12 protein-coding genes and 1 pseudogene are annotated in these 19,588 nt (G+C 59.7%); 6 read left to right on the forward strand and 7 right to left on the reverse strand.

What is annotated here, in order from left to right; genetic code table 11:
• Positions 1-14: 14 nt before the first annotated feature.
• From VSR82_RS33980 to VSR82_RS33995, 4 genes and pseudogenes are all read left to right on the forward strand, one after another.
• Positions 15-923 (forward strand): SMP-30/gluconolactonase/LRE family protein, encoded by a 909-nt coding sequence (locus tag VSR82_RS33980; RefSeq protein ID WP_429462749.1) that lies wholly within the window; start codon positions 15-17, stop codon positions 921-923.
• Between the two features lie 33 nt (positions 924-956).
• Positions 957-1,976, forward strand: coding sequence for an ABC transporter substrate-binding protein (locus VSR82_RS33985; RefSeq protein WP_429462750.1), 1,020 nt, complete (start codon positions 957-959; stop codon positions 1,974-1,976).
• Positions 1,977-2,125: 149 nt separating this feature from the next.
• Positions 2,126-2,212: pseudogene (locus VSR82_RS33990) on the forward strand (IS5/IS1182 family transposase); the annotation flags it as partial.
• Positions 2,213-2,328: 116 nt separating this feature from the next.
• Positions 2,329-3,321 (forward strand): TRAP transporter substrate-binding protein, encoded by a 993-nt coding sequence (locus VSR82_RS33995; protein ID WP_368584257.1) that lies wholly within the window; start codon positions 2,329-2,331, stop codon positions 3,319-3,321.
• Between the two features lie 604 nt (positions 3,322-3,925).
• Here VSR82_RS33995 and VSR82_RS34000 read toward each other — a convergent pair.
• Positions 3,926-4,495, reverse strand: coding sequence for a hypothetical protein (locus tag VSR82_RS34000; protein ID WP_429462751.1), 570 nt, complete (start codon positions 4,493-4,495; stop codon positions 3,926-3,928).
• A 1,068-nt stretch (positions 4,496-5,563) separates the two neighbouring features.
• Here VSR82_RS34000 and VSR82_RS34005 point away from each other — a divergent pair.
• On the forward strand, positions 5,564-7,522 hold the full coding sequence (locus VSR82_RS34005; protein ID WP_429462753.1) for an ATP-binding response regulator: 1,959 nt from the start codon (positions 5,564-5,566) through the stop codon (positions 7,520-7,522).
• 71 nt (positions 7,523-7,593) lie between these two features.
• The gene (locus tag VSR82_RS34010; RefSeq protein ID WP_429462754.1) at positions 7,594-9,546 is read left to right on the forward strand and encodes an ATP-binding response regulator; all 1,953 of its coding nucleotides are present in this window, start codon (positions 7,594-7,596) and stop codon (positions 9,544-9,546) included.
• Positions 9,547-9,589: 43 nt separating this feature from the next.
• Here VSR82_RS34010 and VSR82_RS34015 read toward each other — a convergent pair whose 3' ends face one another.
• The 6 genes from VSR82_RS34015 to VSR82_RS34040 form a co-directional block, all read right to left on the reverse strand.
• The gene (locus VSR82_RS34015) at positions 9,590-10,291 is read right to left on the reverse strand and encodes a LuxR C-terminal-related transcriptional regulator (RefSeq protein ID WP_429462755.1); all 702 of its coding nucleotides are present in this window, start codon (positions 10,289-10,291) and stop codon (positions 9,590-9,592) included.
• A 915-nt stretch (positions 10,292-11,206) separates the two neighbouring features.
• On the reverse strand, positions 11,207-12,283 hold the full coding sequence (locus VSR82_RS34020) for a Bd3614 family nucleic acid deaminase (protein ID WP_498858479.1): 1,077 nt from the start codon (positions 12,281-12,283) through the stop codon (positions 11,207-11,209).
• Positions 12,284-12,451: 168 nt separating this feature from the next.
• Entirely contained in the window at positions 12,452-13,348 is an 897-nt protein-coding gene (locus tag VSR82_RS34025) for a hypothetical protein (protein ID WP_429462757.1), read from the reverse strand.
• 65 nt (positions 13,349-13,413) lie between these two features.
• The gene (tssA, locus tag VSR82_RS34030) at positions 13,414-14,556 is read right to left on the reverse strand and encodes a type VI secretion system protein TssA (RefSeq protein ID WP_429462758.1); all 1,143 of its coding nucleotides are present in this window, start codon (positions 14,554-14,556) and stop codon (positions 13,414-13,416) included.
• Entirely contained in the window at positions 14,553-18,746 is a 4,194-nt protein-coding gene (locus VSR82_RS34035; RefSeq protein WP_498858480.1) for a type VI secretion protein IcmF/TssM N-terminal domain-containing protein, read from the reverse strand. The genes tssA and VSR82_RS34035 overlap by 4 nt, the downstream gene beginning before the upstream one ends.
• Positions 18,747-18,813: 67 nt before the next feature.
• Positions 18,814-19,566: a DotU family type IV/VI secretion system protein gene (locus tag VSR82_RS34040; RefSeq protein ID WP_429462760.1), complete on the reverse strand. Its 753-nt coding sequence runs from the start codon at positions 19,564-19,566 to the stop codon at positions 18,814-18,816.
• Between the last annotated feature and the right edge of the window lie 22 nt (positions 19,567-19,588).

Consider the following 19,588-nt stretch of genomic DNA (forward strand, 5'->3'; position numbering starts at 1 on the left):
AAACGAGAGGGGACATGAAATCCAGCGACTACGAAGTGCATGACTCGCGTTTCAGGCGGCTGCTTCAGCCCAACGCGTTCCTGGCGCGCGTCACCGATCAGAGCCTGTGGGCCGAAGGACCGGTGTATTTCCCGGCGACCGACCTGCTCGTCTGGAGCGACATACCGAACAACCGGATGCTGCGCTGGGCGCCGGGCATGGGCGTCGGCGTGTTTCGCGCGCCGTCGAACTACAGCAATGGCAACACGCGCGACCGCGAAGGCCGGCTCGTCACCTGCGAGCACGGCACGCGGCGCGTGACGCGCACCGAACACGACGGCAGCGTGACCGTGCTCGCGTCGCACTATGAAGGCAAGCGGCTCAATTCACCGAACGATGTCGTCGTCGATTCGAGCGGCAACATCTGGTTCACAGACCCGGACTACGGAATCCTGAGCGACTACGAAGGGTATCGCGCTGAGAGCGAGATCGGCCGGTGCAACGTTTATCGTGTGTCGGCGGACAGCGCACGAGTGGAACTCGTCAGCGACGAGTTCGTGAAGCCGAACGGTCTCGCATTCTCGCCGGACGAATCGCGGCTCTATATCGCGGATTCCGCCGCGTCGCACGACGACGACGCGCCGCGTCATATCCGTGTGTTCGACGTGGCGGGCGACGGACGTTTGCGCAATGGACGGGTGCTGGTCGGGATGAAAAGCGGCGTCCCGGACGGCATGCGCGTCGACGAGCACGGCAACGTGTGGACCAGCGCGGAAGACGGCGTGCACTGCTATGCGCCGGACGGCACGCTGCTCGGTAAGATCCTCATTCCCGAGGTAGTCGCAAACCTCACGTTCGGCGGAATCAACCGCAATTGCTTGTTCATCGCGGCGACCTCGTCGATTTATTCGCTTTACGTCGGGGTGCGCGGCGCGGAGCGTTGAAGCGTTACACCATCAAAACAACCGGAGACAAAAATGAAGATGACAACAATCGCCGTAGCGCTGTGCATCGCCGCCGCATCGGCAAGTGCCTCGGCTCAGGTCGCGACGGGCGACACCTCGTCGCAGAAGCTCGCGCTGTCGAACAACTACGCGGGCAACAGCTGGCGCCAGCAGATGCTCAAGAGCTGGGCTAACGTCGCGGACCCCGCGGTCAAGCAAAAGATCGTCGCGGCCGCGCCGAGCTTCACGACTGCCGAAAGCCAGGCGACCGAGCAGGTCCAGCAGATCCAGAACCTTGTTCTGCAGGGCTACAAGGCGATCGTCGTCGACGCCGTTTCGCCGACCGCACTCAATGGCGTGATCAAGCAGGCTTGCGGAGCGGGCGTGACGGTCGTGTCGTTCGACGGAATCGCGACCGAGCCCTGCGCGTACCGAATCGCGGTCGACTTCCAGGGCATGGGCCGCATGCAGGTCGATTACCTTGCGAAGCGTTTGAACGGCAAGGGCAATCTGCTGGAGATCCGCGGACTCGCGGGCGTGTCGGTGGACGACGAGATCCACCAGGGCGTCGTCGAGCAGTTGAAGAAGTATCCCGGGCTGAAGATCGTCGGCTCGGTACACGGCGACTGGACGCAGACGGTCGCGCAAAAGCAGGTCGCGGGCATTCTGCCGACCTTGCCGCAGATCGACGGCGTCGTGACCCAAGGCGGCGACGGCTTCGGCGCCGCGCAGGCGATCAAGACGGCGGGACGGCCGACGCCGATCATCATCCTCGGCAACCGTCAGGAAGAACTCGCGTGGTGGGCCGATCAGAAGAAGAGCGGCTACGAGACGATGTCGGTGACGATTCCGCCCGGCGCGTCGACGTTCGCGTTCTGGGTGACGCAGCAGATTCTGGCCGGCAAGAAGGTGCCGCACGATATCCGGATGCCGGTGCTCGAGGTGAAGCCGGAAGAACTCGATGCGGTGCTCGCGAAGACGCCGGCCGGTGCGCTGGCGAACAAGGAATACACGCGCGGCGAGGTGGTCGCCGTGATTGATGGGAAGAAGTGAGCTGGCGGCACCTCGAGCACCCACACGGCCATCGCTCTGAGCCACAGACGACGCCCGGATCGTAGGAGCCGCACCGGTGTCTTTGACGGCTAGCGGCTATGCGAGCGTCGTTTTGGGCAACGCTTCAGCCGCGCGACGGCGCGGCTGGGCGTCGTGCTGACATTCACGAAGCTTTCCTCAAACTCGGCTGTTGCCTGATCTGCTGGAACACTCTGCAGCGCGTGCAGCAGTCTTGATGAAACTGTCTCTTAGGCCGGAGAGACTCTGCTTCGCGGCGTGGCGGGTTACCCAGAGTCGACGAATGGAAAATACCCGATAAATTACAAACCCCCAACCGGAGACGTTTCGCACGATGAACAATAAGTTTGCCTTTCCCCGTGTTTCGATGATCGTCGCAGCTGCGGCGCTGGCCTTCAGCGCGATGTCGGCTGAAGCGCGCGTGTTCCGCGTCGCCGAAGTGCACGGCGACACCTTCCCGACCAATGTGGCGGTGAAGCATATGGGCGAAGAAATCAGCAAGGCGACCAACGGCAAGGACACCGTGAAGGTGTTCGGCAACAGCGCACTCGGCTCGGAGAAAGACACGATCGACCAGGTCCGCATCGGCGCACTCGACATGACGCGAGCCAACGGTGCTTCATTCACCGAGATCGTGCCGGAAATCATGATCCCGTCGCTGCCGTTCCTGTTCCGTGACATCGATCATTTCCGCAAGGTGATGTACGGCCCGGAGGGCCAGAAGATCCTCGACGCGTTCACGGCGAAGGGCATGATCGCTTTGACGTTCTACGAGAGCGGCGCGCGCTCGATGTACGCGAAGAAGGCGATCAAGTCGCCGGCGGACATGAAGGGCCTGAAGGTCCGCGTCCAGCCGTCCGAGCTGGTTGTCGACGAAATCAAGGCGATGGGTGGCATCCCGACGCCGATGCCGACCGCGGAGGTGTACACGGGCCTGAAAACCGGCATCGTGGACAGCGCAGAAAACAACTTCCCGACTTATGAAGAAGGCAAGCACTTCGAAGTCGCCACGGTCTACTCGGAAACCCAGCATACGATGACGCCGGAAGTTCTGGTGTTCTCGAAGAAGGTGTGGGACACGCTGTCGCCGCAGGAGCAGCAGATCATCAAGAAGGCCGCGGCCGACTCGGTGCCGGTGTATCAGCAGTTGTGGACCGCACGTGAAGCCGAAGCGCAGAAGACCGTCACCGCAGGTGGCGCAACGATCATCCCGGCAGCGCAGATCGACCGTGCAGCGTTCGTTAAGGCGACCCAGCCGGTGTGGGCGAAGTACGAAAAGACCCCCGAAATGAAGCAGATCGTCGACGAGATCCAGGCGATCAAGTAAGTCTCGCTCCCTGGCGGCAATGGTCCCGCGAGATTCTTCGCGGGACCTGTAGCGCAACAATAGAAACGGGTGCCAATCGTAACGACTTCCAGCTGCCGCATAACAGCTTTTCTCGGAAACATCTCATTGAGGATAGAACCACCGACCAGTGATTAAATTAATGAGAGTGTATGGGCATGGGATGTGTTCAGCGAGATCCAATTCAGACGCCATTCGCAGACTGCATCGTCCAGCGATGGCTCCCAGCGCTGCCAGACCTGCAACATGAGATCGATGCTCCATTTGCAAACTTTCTGGAATCGTGAGATCTGCCAGGAGTATTCCCCTCTTCCGGTTTTTTCCGACGCACTGACCCTTCCTACGCAAGCCTCCGTCAAATCCGATTTGCCAGGTGAGCGCAATTCCAGAGCGAGCACAACCCACTGCTGCCCTCGCCCCCGACCGGCCTTTTAGGGCAGCAACCAGCGGACTGAGATGGGCCATCTCGACTACACATAAGACGACCATTCAATGTGGGCAACGCACCGGGCATCCACCACTGCACGCGTCACTCACACTTGCGAATGCCGGGGGGCAAGCTGTGACGGCCAGGTGTAAAACGACTTCAGCGCTGGTTCGCCTGGCTGACCTTGACGAAATGAGTGCGTACCTGAATGGCGACTTCGCATCCCATGTCACATTTTGTTCCGTCAAGCGCGGGCGCGCCGCTAGCTATATGCTGAGCGCTCGTGACACCAAAGATCTCATTGCCGTTGTCGACAACGACCATTTTTTGCGTAAGCGTGCTCCCATTGTGAAAGTCGAGTCGCAGGTCGCCAGTACAATCCGCATTCACGGTGTATGTGAGCGTTTCGTTGTCCTGGAATGAATCGGGCGGCGAGCCCGGCCTGACTGTGCCGTTGAGCATGGCATAGTCAATCTGTGTGCCGGCTCCGGCACCATCAAATTTCGCAAGGGCAACGCCGTCGATAAGGTTGGGAGTGGCGTACCGGTGGAGCAGCTGACTCGGTGCGGTCCCCGTGAGGATGCCGAGCGCCTCTTCGTGGACTTCGACGCCGTATGCGCCCCTCAGGCTCGCGGTTGTGCATGCGTGATTCTGCGCCTGGACCACACCGCTCAGTGACGCCAAGATAATCGAGGCGGTTGCGGCTTCTTTCAGTAGCCTGCCAGTCATCTTCGCCTCCTGTCTTTTGCCGATTCAGTCACAAAATAAGTATCTAGTGACCACTGTCGGCGTTGCATTTCGGTAGATGACCGCAGGTAGCCGACACCGAGCGATCCATATTGCCGCTTGCACTTGTGCTCCCTGAAACCCCGCCATATCCGGAGTTACTGCTAGCATTGGTCGATGCCGGTTGCTCATCTTGTTGCGTGGATGCATCCTGAGCTTGGGCCAAGCTCGCAAGCGAGAGAACGCCCAAGAGCGCTGCAGACGCGAAAATTGTCGTCTTCATGGCTTACCTCCTTCAGTAGGAAATCAGGTTCAGTTACGGCGGCTGCTTTGGCCTAGCCGGAGGACGTAGCAGCCGACATCAGTTGCCGATGCACGGATGATCCGTATATGCGTATTCGCGATGCTGTCGGTTCGAGCATGCGTTGGATATGGGGTGGGTTCACTTTAATCTCGGCATCAGGATTAAAACGAGGTCGGTAACGACACTTGAGCTGGAAAGATCGGCACATGGTGTCTACAAGGGGGCGCCCCGATTAACCCAACGATAGTTCGGAAAACCGACGGTGCGCGTGTATGCACTGCGTGTCCCCACCGTTCGATAACAGTGCGGTTTTCGCAATATGCGTGCGAAAAGAGAAGAATTTGAAATATCGCGCGGTGAATTACACCCCCCCTTGTGTCGAATTATGCTGCATTATTTTGCGGAGCAATCCCGTCAGTTGTAGTGAGATCGGTTATTTGATGTTCGGCATCAAATGTTCCTTAGTGAGCGAACAAATGCTCGGTGTCGCTTTGCGACTACTCGTTACAGTGACTTCTTAAGAGTACACGCACACGCTGGGAATGGATGCAGGTCGACGCGTTAAACGCGCTGCCAGCGCCGAACGTCGCGTTGGGCGGGCGGTGCTCCAGGCCCCCGGCGCCGCGGGCACAAATCTCCCGCGAGCTTCCGCCACGTGGACCATACATTTGTTCGGCATGTAACAGAACACTTGTTCCCATCGACGTGCTCGCGGACCGCTAACACAATGGGCGTATGCTGAGCGTGACCCTCCGAGGAGGCCTTCGATGGCGTCCAGTACGCAAACTCGATGTGATTCTGATGTGGGCGAAAAACCCGGGGCCAGAATGTCACTGAGCGCAAGCAAAACAGCTCACAAAATCGCGTGCCGCAGATTCGGTGAACTTGTTGATCTTGTCCGAGGGCCGATTGCGGCACTCAGTGCCGAGCAGAATCTCCGCGTCAAACGCGATTTATTGGAATCACTGTCTCGTCGAGCGGTATATTGGATGGCGTTGGCGCTGTTAGGAAGCTTGTTCGAGCTCAAATCTGGCTATTGGATAATACCCGACTATTGGATCAAGGCGTCGGATATTTATCGTTTGTTCCGTGTGGCCTGGATCTTCGGACTGTGGGGGATGGCCGCTCCCATGGCAATATATTTACTGAAAAGGACCATGGCGCTTCCAAAGCACGCGGACGTCAACGCGGTCGAGCAGATGCACGGGGCATGGGCTGCATTGGTCATACTGACATCGGTGTGGTGGGCGGCGGGTAGCTTTGGGTTAATCCCCCTCCAATTCCAGTTTCATGGTACTGGTTCCGGCAGGATTGGCTTCCTGGAGCTGACGCTGATCAGCTATACATTTACTGTGCTGCTGCTCGCTCCTAGTCTTCGTGCAACTTTAGGTTCACTCGTGCTGGGCTCTATCCCATTCGGATTTAGCGTGGGAAGTTATCTGTTATTTGCACGGCCAGTATGGTTTGCCTGGTATATGGGTCAACTAATTGGCTATTGTCTCATCGCATGGTTTCTTTGTTACAACCAGGAGCGCGCATGTGTAAAAGAGATTATTCTCGAAGAGGCGCGATCGCAGGCGGAGGCGGCAATGGCGGAGAAGAACCAATTTATCGCTGCAATAAGCCATGATTTGCGCCAGCCGCTCACAACGCTCGGCTTGAAGTTGAACTATATCGAGCGGACCATTGAATCGACCAGGCTGGCCGAAGACGTCTCGATTGCGCAAAGGCAAGTGGATGCGATGGAAGGGATGATTAACGGCACACTGGATATCTGCCGTCTCGAGTCCGGCACCTGGAGTGTAGAAATTCAGGAGGTGGGGCTGCCTTCCCTTTTACACGGCATAGTTGTGGATATGCAGCCGCTAGCCCTGGCGAAGGGGCTGAAGTTAAGACTCCATAGCCGGCCCTATCTGACCCATACGGATCGACACGCGTTGGACCGGATCGTCCGAAATATGCTGGCCAATGCCGTCCGTTACACGCCTTCCGAACAGGGAGGAAAGAAGGGGCATATTCTGGTGGGTTGCCAAAGGCGGGGCAACCTCGTCAGGATAAGCGTCTGGGACAACGGAATCGGTATCCCCGAAGATAGACAGGCCGATATCTTCAAAAGCTATGTACAGGTCGATAATCCCGAGAGGGATCGTGAAAAGGGATTCGGTCTGGGTCTGTCCATCGTTCAGGGTCTCGCGAACCTTCTTGGTCACAAACTGGACATGAATTCGACGCCAGGACGGGGATCGCGTTTTTCGGTTACGGTCCCCTTCGCAGGACGCATACCGCCTGAGTTGCTGGAGGTTCAGACGGTTGAAAGCGGCGACCTGGACCTGACCAATATGGTCGTGGTGGTCATCGAGGACAATAACGACTTGAGAATCGAAATATCGATGCGCCTGATCGAGCATGGATGTTACGTCGTGGCGGGAGAATCATCATCCGACGTGATCGAGCAGTTGCGCATCGAAGCCTTGGCAAGTGGTCCGCACTTCATCCTCTCTGACTACCGGCTGAAAAACGAGGACGGTATTGCCGCGATTGCGGCAGTCCGCGCTGCTACCGACGCTTCGACCCCTGCGATCCTGTGGTCGGGAGACACCTCGTCAGCTGTGCTCAAAAAAGTAGCCGCCAGCGGCATGAAGCTTTTATCAAAACCGGTTTCTGAACAGACCTTATTGGCCTTGCTGGCGAAACATAAGCCAAAAACATCGACCGAAGGCAGGTGAAGGTGATGGCGGTGAAACGTAACTAGCACAAAGGGGCGTATGCTGAAAGTGCCCCTCCGAGGAGGCCTTCTATGGCGTCCAGTACTCAAACACGATGTGATTCTGACGTGGGCGAAAAGCCCGGGGCCAGGATATCACTGAGCGCAAGTGAAACAGCTCACAATGTCGGTCGCCGCAGATTCGGTGAATTTGTCAATCTTGTGCGGGGACCGGTTGCGGCACTCAGTGTCGAGCAGAACCTCCTTGTCAAACGCGATTTATTGGAATCACTGTCGCGTCGAGCGGTGTATTGGATGGCGTTGGTGTTGTTCGTAAGCTTGTTCGTGTTCGTACTTGGAAATTGGATCAAGACGTCGGACATTTATCTTTTGTTCCGTGTCGTCTGGATCTTCGGTCTGTGGGGGATGGCCGCTCCCATTGCAATATATTTACTGAAAAGGACCACGGCGCTTCCAAAGCAAGCGGGCGTCAACGCGGTCGAGCGGATGCACTGGGCATGGGCTGCATTGGTCATACTGACATCGTTGTGGTGGTCGGCCGGTAGCTTTGGGATAGAGCCACCCATTTTCTGGGCCTACCACGGTGATATTCATATTATTTTTCACAGGACTTTCTTCCTAAAGCTGACGCTGATGTGTCATGTATTTACTGTGCTGCTGCTCGCACCTAGTCTTCGTGCAACTTTAGGTTCACTCGTGCTCGGCACTATCCCATTCGGATTTAGCGTGGGAGGAAGTCTGTTAATTAATCGGCCAACTTTGTTTGAGTCGCTTACGGCTCAACTAATTGGCTATTGTCTCATCGCATGGTTCCTTTGTTACGATCAGAAGCACGCATGCGTAAAAGAGATTATTCTCGAAGAGGCGCGATCGCGGGCCGAAGCAGCAAGGGCGGAGAAGAACCAACTTATCGCTGCAATAAGCCATGATTTGCGCCAGCCGCTCACAACGCTCGGCTTAAAGTTGAATTATATCGAGCGGACCATTGAATCGACCAGGCTGGCCGAAGACGTCTCGATTGCGCAAAGGCAAGTGGATGCGATGGAAGGGATGATTAACGGCACACTGGATATCTGCCGTCTCGAGTCCGGCACCTGGAGTGTAGAAATTCAGGAGGTGGGGCTGCCTTCCCTTTTACACGGCATAGTTGTGGATATGCAGCCGCTAGCCCTGGCGAAGGGGCTGAAGTTAAGACTCCATAGCCGGCCCTATCTGACCCATACGGATCGACACGCGTTGGACCGGATCGTCCGAAACATGCTGGCCAATGCCGTCCGTTACACGCCTTCCGAACAGGGGGGAAAGAAGGGGCATATTCTGGTGGGTTGCCAAAGGCGGGGCAACCTCGTCAGGATAAGCGTCTGGGACAACGGAATCGGTATCCCCGAAGATAGACAGGCGGATATCTTCAAAAGCTATGTACAGGTCGATAATCCCGAGAGGGATCGTGAAAAGGGATTCGGTCTGGGTCTGTCCATCGTTCAGGGTCTCGCGAACCTTCTTGGTCACAAACTGGACATGAATTCGACGCCAGGACGGGGATCGCGTTTTTCGGTTACGGTCCCCTTCGCAGGACGCATACCGCCAGAGTTGCTGGAGGTTCAGACGGTTGAAAGCGGCGACCTGGACCTGACCAATATGGTCGTGGTGGTCATCGAGGACAATAACGACTTGAGAATCGAAATATCGATGCGCCTGATCGAGCATGGATGTTACGTCGTGGCGGGAGAATCATCATCCGACGTGATCGAGCAGTTGCGCATCGAAGCCTTAACAAGTGGTCCGCACTTCATCCTCTCTGACTACCGGCTGAAAAACGAGGACGGTATTGCCGCGATTGCGGCAGTCCGCGCTGCTACCGACGCTTCGACCCCTGCGATCCTGTGGTCGGGGGACACCTCGTCAGCTGTGCTCAAAAAAGTAGCCGCCAGCGGCATGAAGCTTTTATCGAAACCGGTTTCTGAACAGACCTTATTGGCCTTGCTGGCGAAACATAAGTCAAAAACATCGACCGAAGGCAGGTGAAGGTGATGGCGGTGAAACGTAAGGCGTGGAGTCGCAGCGATCTTCACGGCAGTCCCTTAGCTGGCCCACTTCCTCCGGCCAGCTCGGCATTGACTTTAAGTGCAGCTTCAACCCGGTTCCTGACTTGAAGTTTGTCGTAAATAACACAGGAGACCTGTCTGACGTGTCCCTCGGTGATGTTAAGCTCTCTTGCGATCTGTTTTCCTGACAGGCCACCTGCAATGCAACGCGCCACGTCCCACTCCCGTGGAGAGAGTCCAAGATGATGCTGATTGCGGATAGCTGAAGGCGCTTGCGTCGGGCAGGCAAAGCGCATCAAGAGTTCCTCCGGAATCCAGAGTTCACCTCCTAAAATCCTGCTCAGTCCAATGAACATTTTTTTGTGTGCGCCTCCCTTCAAAATGATTCCTCGAGCAGCGTAATCCCGCATGCACATTCGCAAGATTTCAACTTCATCATCGTTTCCAGGAGCGAGTCCCGTGCAGACGACCACGGGAACATTGGATGGATTGCCAGCCTGGAAACGTTCCAGCGTCGTGGCGCCACGGTTCTCACCGTCCAGGTTGAGATCCAGGAATACGAGGTCTGGCGGAGGTGCCTTGCTTATTTCTTCAAGCGCGCTGGCAAGCGTGAATACGGGTGTGACTTCGATTGGGACTACGCTCAACTCCGATGCGTGGGTTTGAACATATTCGGAAAGAGCAACACAAAGAATTTCGTGGTCATCGACCCATAGAATTTTCATGGCCGCTTCCCCCTCGATACCTCAGAGAAAAACAATCGATTGCGCTACGTTTCTGCGCGGCACCGCTTGATAGTTAACTCACTGGCATTCTCCGACCGTCGAAATTCGTGCATGGAGCGCCGCAGTATGCGCGTTCGCCCGGGTCAGGTCGGTGGGCTCGAGGCAGTTTTGGCCGCCTGGCGCTGCGGCGCCGCAGCAGCGTCGACAGCACCGCGCGATCGAGCAAACCTTTCAGAGTCGTCATCGCCTGCTTCGCCTCGTCGAGGGTCTGATTCTTGCTACACGTTACCGGGCCGGTGGCGCGACATAACGAAGAGGATACATCGCGTCCCGGAAGGGAGGAACATTACACTGAAATCCCCCGTCAAAGAACTCGCATTTGGCCGGCGTTTCCGGGAACGCATCATTGTCTCGTCGCGGAAATCGCCTTTGCGGGCACGCCGATCGAAATCGTCAACGGCCATCTGCGGTCGTGCTCGCGGGATGGCCTCACGAGCTGTTGATCTCGGGATCGCAAGCGGCTAAAAAAGCCAGCCGACCATCTGCGTGCGTTGTGGTGCATTGGCAGCAATCAAGCGTGCTTCTTCCGAAGGTCTGCAACGGCCAACGTCGGGCAAATCGGTTCATATGAACGGACGGCCGATCACCCTGAAAAACGACAGCGAGGCCGCCTTATATCGAAAGGCTAGTCCGGGTCATTCGAGCGAACGCGTAGCGGATGTTTGGAGCGCCGGCATACATAAGGTCTAGACCAGGATAGCGGACGAATTCAACTGGCTTCGTCAACGGCTGAGCGCTTCAATCTTTCGCTGCGAGCCGTCCGGCATCGCCCAGGATCGTCATTGACCTAGGAACAACAACTGACTCGCCGCTTCTACCCATGAATGGTCGGCCATTCCGGTTGTTGCCCCGACCTTATTTTCCGCGCAGCACTGGAATCCCCAACTGCGCCATGACTGTGGCGATGTGGTCCAGGCATTTCTCGACGTTCGTGTTGTACCGATCCGATAGCGTCGGGTCGGATCGCTTCGGATCGGTGTACTTTCTCTGCTTGATGTCCAGGTAGCCGGCCGCCATGTCTAGCTGACTGGTCTGTCGCTCGCCCTTAATGAAGTTAATGATGCCAAGGCTCCGATCCTTGCGATGCGCCGTATCGAATCTGTCATTAAGGTTGAATGAGACCGATCTTTTGATTCCGGTGCTTTTTAAATCCCAAACTGGCCGTTCGCCGACGGTGGTCGTGTGTGCCATGTGCACATACTTCGCGCTGTCTACACGGCCCGATGCCGCTGCAGTCGGATCGTCCTGACCGTAGTAGGCGAGGAAGTCATTTTCCGTGGAAAAATGCTCGATGGCGGCGCGGCACATTTTGCAGGGCTTAAGCGTCGAGTAGATGCGTGCGCCTGCCGGCAAGCGCTTGCCGTACATCAGCAGCGCGCTGGTTTCCGCGTGCAGCAATGGATGGTCACTGTTCTTCTTTCCCCAGGCCAGGATCTGCCCCTGCGAGGACACAATCAGTGCGGCCACGCCGGTGTTCCCTCCCTTACCAAGGAGCAAGCGGAACGCCGCCGACAGATACAGACGGTGGACGTTGTGGACACCTGTATGAGGTGCGCTCAACTCGGCCGGGGGAGTGCGCTGAGAGATGTCGACGTTCGGTCCCGCGACATGGAGCTCGTCGGCCAGGAGGCGGACGTCGCGGGGCATCAAGTCGTGCCCCGTGCTTGTCCCGGATAGGACGTAGGCGCCGTTGATCTCGACGGACGAAATTTTTTGGAAACCGACTTTCGTCTGCTGATCCTCATCCGTGAGCAGGCCCAGCGCGGCTTTTTCCCAAGCGGTAGCGTCCTGATCGCTCTGAATCTCCTTGATCTGCTTTGGCGCGAAGCTGTTTAACAGAAGACGCATTCCCGGCGGGATGAGGTCGTCTTCGGTCGCGCAATAGGCGCCACGCTTGCTGCCATATTTCGGTACGGTGCGTGCACTGCCCATCTTCTTTCTCCAATGAGGCCGGTCGAGCGCGCCAGCCGCGCGACGTCGATATAGGCGATGACCGGTTGCTTTGCGCTGTCGAATTCTCCGCATTGAACTTCAAGCAACGGTCGACCATGGAGGCTCGGTGAGCGAGCCGATGCGCAATCACGCTTGCCCGCGACTACCCTATTTCATACTCGAGTTACTCGAGTCGTTTCGATAGTCGCCAGCCTTAACCGTGACCGCCGAAAAAGCCACCGGCGCCGCCGCAAGTGAGACTGCGCCTATCCTGCTTTTGAGCTTTGGCCAGCTGGTGGGATCGTACTTCGCCGTTTCCTTGACGCAGCACCATTTTTCACAGGTGGCATGCGCCGCCAATATCTTCGTGGCCTCGGCCTCGTTTGAACCCTTGTGCCCTCCGTATTCCTTTACGGTATCGCTGGTGCCTTTCTTAAGGCTTTCCTTCAATTTATGCATATCGACGGACTGCTTTTTTTCCAGATCTCCGATCCATTCTTCCACGTGATCCAGAGCTGTTTTGAATTTCCCCAATTCGTCCCGAAGTCTTTGATTTCGACGTTCGACCTGTTGAATCAGAAGCGCCATCGCATAAATGTCGTCGCAGGTCCGGTCCGCAGGCTGCTTTTTATTGAACTCCGCGATGCCGCCGTTCAGCGACTCGAACGCATGTGCGACCTTCCATCGATACCGGTCGAGGTTTTCTACGGTCAGATCCTTGATTTCAAATTTTGCCAGGTTGGCCTTATCCCCGGCAGCTTTAGCAGCATCGAGGTTACTTTCGAGCCTTTTCCCGCGAGCGAAGTCACTGACGCCCTCGATGATCGCTCCCGCGACCGAGCCGACAACGGGCACAGGGATCAGGGACAGAAACAGCTTTCCGATGCCAATGGCAGCCCCAATACCCTTGCTGGCGGCAGACCCCCTATCTGACGAAAAGAGGCTGGTAAAAGCACTGCGGGTGCTGTGAAAGAGCCTTGAATGAAGAATCTGCTCATCCCAGCTTTTGTTATTGACTTCCGCTTCAGCCTGCACAAACGGATCTGCGTTAAACCGCTCAGCCATGTCACCCCCGATCAAGCTTGATATGAACGTACTGTTGTGAGTTCGGAAAATTCAAAATGAATCCATTATTCGAGTCCGAGCATCGCAAAGAATCGCGAGGTATCTCCTTCGGTGCGCAAGACCTCGCGCATCAGATCCGGCAAAGACATCGCACCCCACGAGACCGCACGCCGCAGCAAATATGGAGTCGGGCTATGCGGCTCGTGCTCGGCCAGGTAACTGGCCACGAGTTCGATCAGGTCATAGGCCTGCGCGCGGCTCTCCACTCTCGCGGGCGAAGACCTGACAGCAGCGTTCGGCGACGGTAATTCCAGCGTGGCATTGCTCATGGCGTTTTCCATCGATGCGAGGTGTGAAGCCGCGCTCGACGCACGCGCGGGGTTGTTGCCGGCGTCGTCCGCCGCGATTGTCTGCGGCGCGGCGGATAGCGCCTGAGAACCGCACAGGCTGCTCACGGCGCGTGTCAGCCGCATCAGAACGTCATCGACCCGGCCAAGATGGGGCGAGTCTTCCTGCAAAAATTCATCGAGCAGGTTCCCGAAATTCCCCCACGCCGCTCGCGCCAGTTCCAGTTGTTGATGAAGCGATACGAGCGCGGGAAGGTTGCGCCCCCGCTTCACGTGCTTGTCGAGTAGATCGCGTGTGAGGCTTGCCGCCCCGGCATCGCCGCCGTCCAGCACGACACGCTGCCACTCGTCGAGATTGACCTGCGCCGGCTCGCGCTCGTCGATGACAAGTAGCGGCACGTGCAGCGTCAGCACGAGAGCGAGCGTGTCATTGAGCCAGACGAATGGCGCCACGCGTGCATCGGCATCGCCCGCTTCGAGCATCGGCCATGCACTTGACCAGTAACGCTCGGCGAGTGCCGTCAGCAAGCGTGTGCCAGTCATCAGGCCTTCGACACCATGCAAATTCGTCCATGCCTCGCACAGCCAGGCCGCGAGCTGAAAGTCCTTGCTGCGCGTCGCGAGAGCGTCGCTGCTCAGCGCCGCGACGCGCTTCCAGTCCGCCTTGACGAGCGGGCGCTCCCATTCGCCCATTGGCACGCTCGCGTCATCCTGGTGTCGCGCTTCGCGGATCTGCTGGTACACCGGGTCATAGCGCAGCGAAACGCCTGCGCCGTCTTCACTACCGGGAACGGGCGCCAACAGCGCGTCGAAATCCACGTTGAGGCCCGGCTCGACTTCCATAGGGAATGCCTGTTTCATAGTGCGCTCCATTCCGGCGCGTGCACCGGGAAACTGCCCGGCCACGGCAGCGGTGTTTTCTTGCCGGCGGGCATCAGCGCGATCCGCAAATACACGCGCCCATGGGCCTGCTTTGGCAATAACGAAAGGTCGACGGGGTTCGCCGTGCCCAGCGGGAACTCGATTTTCAACAGTTGCGAAGCGCGTTCGCCGCGACCGCTGGCGTCCGCCGCGCGCTGGCGGTTGATGAACGTGATGAGCGCCCACGGATCGGAGAACTGCCAGGTGAGCGTGCGCCCGTCGGTCGAGTAGGCGCGCTGCTGCGCGTCCTCTGCCGCCGCCAGCGGCGAGTCCTTCGCGAAGCGCAGCACGAGCGAGACCGGCGTGCCGAAGTCCCAGTGCAGCGCGTGCGGGGCGTCATTCATCGACAGGCTTTGCGAGCCGATGGTGAGCGTCCAGTCGATGATCTGGTTCGCCGCGACTTCGCCGTTCCGGTTCGCGCGAAACTCGACGTTCACGTCGTAACCGGTGGCCGCTCCATCGTCGGACGGATAAAGCGGCGCGAGCAGCGTCTTCACTTGATCGAAGTTCTCGATGAACTGGCGCACCTTGTAGTTCGTCATCGCCGACGACGCTCCCGCACCCGACGCATGGAACGTCTCCGAGACCGGCTCGTAGTGCTTGAGCACCTGCCCCAGTTCGCCGAAGTCGACCACCCCCGGCATGCCGGTATTGCGCGTGGCCACGCGCAGCATGTCGCCGTTGTCGAACGGCATGCGCCCTGCCACGCTCTCGTTGAACGCCGTGGCGAAATTGCCCCACTGCCGACGCATGTCGAACACATAACCCTGGTTGCAACGCGCGAGCAGGCGATCGTACAGCCGTGCGTGCAGCGTGGCGAAGTAGTCATCACCGCCGCTCGTGGTCGGCCGGCCGGTGAACTTCGACATGCAGCCCGCCGGCCCGGGATCGGCCGCCACCGAGAGCGCGAATTGTTCGAGACGCAACAGGCTGCTGTTCGGGTTCTTCAGGCGATAGCGCTCCAGGTCGCGGTTGATTGCCTGCCAGCGCTGCGCGAGCGGCGATGCGGCGTCGCTCGCATTGAGCGCGGCGAGATACACCGAAGCCTGCTTGCCGAGCATCAGCGCGCGCGACGACTGCTGGTCGAGATACGGCGCGAGCGCGGCCGCGTCGGCTACGCCGAACGCCGCGAGAATCGGCGAGCGCGCGCTGTGCGCACTGTCGGCACTCGCCTCCTGGCGCGTCGCGTACAGCTCGGATTGCGTGAGCGCGTCGTCCACGCGGCGCAGGTGCGCCATCGCGTCGTTCGAGGCGAGCGTGTCGATATCCTCCAGCTGCGCGTTCGCGTGAAGCTCGGTAAGCAGCGCCTCGATCCGCGCGAGTCGCATGCGCGCCGCCTCGAACGCCGCGCTGTCGACATCGGCCGGCGCCGTGGTCACGTTTGCGGCCGCCGCGGTCTGGTCGAGAATCAAACGCGCGAACTGGAGATCGAGTGCGGTCTCGATGCCGGGACGCGCCGCCGCCGGCAGATTCGCAAGACCCTCGGCGAGGAAACGCTTGCGCACGTCGCCCAACGCGAGCGCCTGGTCGAGCTGCGCGCGGTCCCACACGATCGTCGAGCCGTCGGCAAGGGTGGGCAATTCACGGTTGCGCGGCGCGACCATGAACGGCTGACTCAACAGCCCCGACAGGCCGTCGCGCAATGCGGCCCGGCCCGGCGAGATGTTATAGCGCGCGTCCTTGTCGATCCAGACGATGCCGCTATCCGCACTGCCAAAGCGCAGCGAAAACTCGCTGCGAAAGGCCTGGAAAGCACTCTCGTCGCGATGGCGAATCTGCGTCGCGAGGTCAGTGCCGAGCAGGCGGCTCTGCGCCACGTGCGCGAGCGTGCGGTCGTACGTCGGCCCCGGGGTGAACTGCGTCTGGTGAATCCATCCGCCCTTGCCCGAAGCGAGCAAGTCGCGCTGCGTGTCGATCCCTGCCACCACCGCGCGATAGCCGTCCGTGAGCTTCGTGAAGTCGCCTGCGCCCGAGTCGGCTACGGTCAGGCCGCCCAGTCGATCGGAGATGGCGCGCTCGGCGACCAGCAGCGGATTGCCCGTGAACAGGGCGGCGTCGAGTTGCTGCGCGCCCTTGTCGAGCGTGCAGCGCAGCGCCTGCTGCACGGCCGCGAGATTGACGCCGGCCGTACCGTTGCCGGTCACGCTGCGGCGGTCCTGATCGCGGTAGAAGTAAGGCACGCTGCCTGCCACGTTGCCCTGAAGGTCCGCGCCGAGCGCGTAGCGCACCACGAGCCGCAACGAGTCCGCGTTGTCGGCCGCCGGTTGCTGCAATCGCTGCAGCGCCTGCAGCGCGGCGTCGAGTTGATCGACGTTGTGCACATAGAGCTGGAGGGCGTGCATCTGCGGCAGATCGTCGAGCGCAAGGCCGAGCGGCGCGCCGACGCGGCCAGCATCGGGCGCCGTGCAGTCGTCGCCGATGATGAGCTGGCCCGAACTTGGATCCCGCCCCACGCCGGTGAGCTGGCTGACGTGCGCGTACATTTCGCGCTCCAGTGCAGCGACTGCGATCTCGCCGAACTCGCGCTCGAAGCGATCCTTCACGCGGGCGTTCAGGTCATCGACGAAGCCCCACGAGCCCGGCATGAAGATCGTCCAGCCGCTGCTCGTCCTGAGGTTCTGGTTCATCGCGATCAGCGCGAGCGCCTTGCGGCGATACCAGTCGGCGGGCAGGTCCTGGCCTTGCTGTGCGGCGTTCGCCCGCTCAGCCGAGTCGCGCCGCAGCGCGCTAAGGGCCGCAACCAGCTCGCCGTTGCGATGACTTAGCTGCACGGTCGCGATGACGAGCCCGAGCGCCCAGCCTCCCAGCAGAGCGATGCCGCCCCAGCGTAGTGCTCGATTGAGCACGGGACGCGTGAGGTGCTGCGAACGGGACGGCCGCGTGAGGCCGTATTCGAGGAAGATCTTTTTCTCGAACAGATCGCGCAGAAATGCCGGCTGCAGCATCAGATCGTTGAACTGGCCGCCAGGCTCGCGCCGGCCGTCGCCCATCTGCGTGCTATCAGCGTTTTCCGCTGCATGGAGAGGCGCGCTCCCCACATACGCCGGCAGCGCGTCGTGCGACTCGCCGGACGGCGCTTCGAGCGCGGGCAGTTCGTCGCCCTCCACCATCGGCTTGGTGGCCTGCGCCACGCTCCACTGCGCGAATTCGCTCGCGTCTCCGGTCAGGTAGATGCCGCGGAAGAAGAACGGCTCGTGGTACGCGCTCGCGCGCAGCAGCTCGTCGACGTAGAGCTGGAGCTGAGCGCGCATCGCGTCGATGCGCGAGGGCAGTTGCAGGAACTGGCGCGCGTCGAGGTGCGACGAATCGAGTGCGAACAACTCGGCGCTCGCGTCCGAGACCGAGCGCATGATGCTGTTCATCGCCGTGTCGACCCAGCCTGGCTGATAGGTGGTCGAGAGATCGAAAGGCGAAGACCAGCCGAGCATGCTCGCGCGCAGCGGCTCGGGCAGCGCGCGAGCGAACGTTGCGAAACCCGGTAACGACTCGCAGCCGGTCACGACCACGTACACGGCAAAGCGCATCGCAAAGCGGTTCTGCGCGAGCCACAGGCGGCGATGCGCGAGCTTCGCATGGCGTACGAGCTCAAGGCGTGCATCGGTGTCGTCAGCCAGCAGAGTGGCGGCCGGCACCGTGATCACCACCGAGTCGAACGGACGCTGCTGGCGATAATTGCGGCACAGGCTCAGAAATTCGTCCCATGGCTTGCCGTCGCCATCATCGTCTGGCGAGCCCAGATAGGCCGCCTTGATGTCCACCACGATGCCGCGATCGAAGAAGTGCCACGACATGCCCTGCGTGGCCGCGGGGCTCGCCGCGTCGGCGCCGAGGACGCTCGCCACGCCCGCCTGGGCGATTGGCAGCGGACGCGGATCGTCGCCCTCGTTGAGGATCATGATCCACGGAATGTTGTAGCGCTCGGCGCGCGTGGCGATGTTGCCTTCGATGAGTTCAACGGCCTGGCGGAAGGCGCTGCGCAGCGAATCCGAGCGCAGGCGCACGATCTTGCGCTCCGCGGTGGGCTTCGTGTGCGAGCCATGCAACGCGAAGTAAATCACCGCGCCGAGCACCGCGCACGCAACGAGCGTCAGCACCGCGATGGAAAGCAGGAACAGGTTGCTCGTCAGCATGAACGCGCCCCCACGAATAACAGGTTCGACGACGTCATTGCACGCGCTGGCATCGCATGATTCGGCTTCATCGGTTCACCCCCGTCACCGTGTCGGCATGCAGGGCTTCGCGCACGGGCCACGACTGCCACAGCCAGAGCACCTCGGAAATCGCCAGCAGCGACACGGCCACCAGCATAAAAATCATGGCCCAGCGGCTCACGGTCGGCAGCTTGCGCGGCGCGACGTGTGAGAGCGTGTTCGCATAGGCGATCTCGGAAAGCACGCGGTCGCGGCCGCCCAGATCGGCGCGGCGTTGATAGACGAACTCGTAGAGTTCCTCGCGGTAGCTGCGCAGGCGCTCGGCGGCATCGGCACCGCGAAAGCGGCCCTGGAAGCCCATCGCGAGCGAGAACAGATAAAGGCGCGCGATGCTGCGGCGCGATGTTTCGCGCTCGGACAGCAGTTGTTCGATGCGGCGGAACACGAGGTCGCCCGCCACGTTGGTACGGAACAGCGTCGATTCGAGCAGATACGCGGTCCAGCGCTCCCGTCCGGCCCACGGCGTATTCAGCAGGATTTCGTCGGCGAGCACGGCCTTCAGATAGCGCGCGTCCGCGACGATCTCCATTTCGAAGCGCGTACTGTCACGCCGCGATTGCAGCGTCTGGATCTCCAGCAGGTTCAGCAGGTGACGGCTCAACCCCTGCGCGGCGAGATCCGGGTCTGCGTCGGGCAGCTCGGAGAAGCGCGCCTGAGCCATCATTAGCTCATCGAGGAAGGTGCGGAACTGCTCCGTCACGAGATCGTCTTCTTCTGCTTCTGGTCGGATGCGTGCCATGCTCAGCGTGCCTTCGCGTTTA

Source organism: Burkholderia sp. JPY481, from assembly GCF_038900515.1.
In the GTDB taxonomy this organism is placed as follows: Bacteria; Pseudomonadota; Gammaproteobacteria; order Burkholderiales; family Burkholderiaceae; genus Paraburkholderia; species Paraburkholderia youngii.